The following is an 800-nucleotide window of genomic DNA, read 5'->3' on the forward strand; positions in this document are numbered from 1 at the left end:
GCCGCCGCTTCCGGCGGCGACGCCCGCGCCCCCGGGGCCGTCCCCGCCCCCGGGGCCGTAGAGCGCTTCGAGCGTCTGGTCCATGGCGGCGTCGGTGCCGCTGAGGGAGCGGCCGGTGCCGTCGCCGCCCTCGCCGCCGAGCACCAGCCGCCAGCGCCGCAGCCGTTCGTCACCCGCGTCCGCACCGGTTTCCGTGCTGGTGTCCACACCGGTTTCCGTGCTGGTGTCCGTGCCGGTGTCCGTCATCGGGCCGCCTCCGCGGGGTCGTCGTGGTCAGGGGCGGGGTCCAGGCCGAGCAGCAGCCGCACGGTCGGTACGACGGCGGCCGCACGGTCCGTGTCGAGCCCGGGGCCGAAGCCGGGCACGGCGGGCGCCGCGGGGGCCGCGCCCTCGGCGCCCGGCTCACCGGACGCGCGCCCGGGACCGCGGCGNCGCGGCGGACCAGCTCGCCCAGGGTGCGGCGGACACCGGTGTCGTAGGCGGAGAAGGTGCGCCGCAGCAGCGGCAGGACGTCCGTGAACGCCTCGGCGGATACGGAGGTGAGCCAGCCGTCGACGAGGCCGAGCAGCCGTTCGTCGTGGACGAGCAGCATGCCGCCGCCCGCGTCGCCGCCGATGAACCCCTCGATCCAGGAAGCCGCCTCGGGTGGTGCGGTGCCGGGCGAGAGCGCGAGCCGCATCAGCCGGGCCGCCTCGTCCTCGGCGAGCCTCCCGTCGTCCAGCAGCAGGCGCGCGGCCCGGCCGCGGAGCAGCCCCGGCGTGGCGGGGGTGCCGTCCCGCCCGGCGATGGCGCGCAGCACG

General features: G+C 78.7%; 2 pseudogenes. Both read right to left on the reverse strand.

The window, feature by feature from the left end:
• Window positions 1-246 (reverse strand): annotated as a pseudogene (locus EEJ42_RS10110) (hypothetical protein); the annotation flags it as partial.
• Window positions 243-800: pseudogene (locus tag EEJ42_RS10115) on the reverse strand (DUF5682 family protein); the annotation flags it as partial. The pseudogenes EEJ42_RS10110 and EEJ42_RS10115, both read right to left, overlap by 4 nt.

Origin of the sequence: Streptomyces botrytidirepellens, assembly GCF_003721215.1 — a bacterium.
GTDB lineage: Bacteria > Actinomycetota > Actinomycetes > Streptomycetales > Streptomycetaceae > Streptomyces > Streptomyces himastatinicus.